Origin of the sequence: Actinotalea sp. C106 (assembly GCF_023630195.1) — a bacterium.
Taxonomy (GTDB): Bacteria; Actinomycetota; Actinomycetes; order Actinomycetales; family Cellulomonadaceae; genus Actinotalea.
Genome location: NZ_JALPKN010000553.1, coordinates 1 through 959, shown reverse-complemented (window position 1 = coordinate 959; position 959 = coordinate 1). Strand labels below are relative to the sequence as shown.

At 73.5% G+C, this 959-nt stretch carries 1 protein-coding gene; it reads right to left on the bottom strand.

The features are described 5' to 3' along the window. Positions 1 to 41: 41 nt before the first annotated feature. The coding region (gene prfA / locus L0B03_RS18425; RefSeq protein WP_250448536.1) for a peptide chain release factor 1 at positions 42 to 959 on the bottom strand (918 nt) is incomplete at its 5' end.

Below are 959 nucleotides of genomic sequence, written 5' to 3'. Positions count from 1 at the left end.
CACCAGGTCGCGCAGCGCCGGCGCGCGCCGGTCCGGCGAGGTCACGGAAGCCCGCTGGCCTGGGCCAGGCGGGCCGCCTCGTCGGCCTCGATCGCCGAGCGCAGCACGGGGTCGAGGTCCCCGGACAGGACCTGGTCGAGGTTGTACGCCTTGTACCCGGTGCGGTGGTCGGCGATGCGGTTCTCGGGGAAGTTGTAGGTCCGGATGCGCTCGGAGCGGTCCACGGTGCGCACCTGCGAGCGGCGCAGGTCCGACGCGGTGGCCGCGGCTGCCTCCTGCTGGGCGGCCAGCAGCCGGGCCCGGAGGATGCGCAGGGCCTGCTCCTTGTTCTGCAGCTGCGACTTCTCGTTCTGGCACGAGACGACCAGACCGCTGGGCAGGTGGGTGATGCGCACGGCCGAGTCCGTGGTGTTGACGGACTGGCCACCGGGGCCCGAGGAGCGGAACACGTCGATGCGCAGGTCGTTCGGGTCGATCGCGACCTCGGCGGCGTCCTCCACCTCGGGCAGCACCACGACCCCGGCGGCCGAGGTGTGGATCCGCCCCTGGGACTCGGTCACCGGCACCCGCTGCACACGGTGAACGCCGCCCTCGTACTTCAGGTGCGCCCACACGCCCTCGGCCGGGTCCTGGACGGCACCGCGGGCCTTGATCGCCAGGGTCACGTCCTTGTAACCACCCAGGTCGGACTGCGTCCCCTCGAGGACCTCGCCGCGCCATCCTCGACGCTCGGCGTAGCGCTGGTACATGCGCAGGAGGTCGGCGGCGAAGAGGGCCGACTCCTCGCCGCCCTCCCCTGCGCGGATCTCGAGCAGCACGTCGCGTGCGTCGTCCGGGTCCTGAGGCACCAGGACCCGGCGCAGGCGGTCCGTGGCCAGCGTCGCGGCGGCCTCGAGGTCGGGCAGCTCCTCGGCGAACGCCGCGTCCTGCTGGGCGAGCTCGGCCGCGGCCACGGCGTC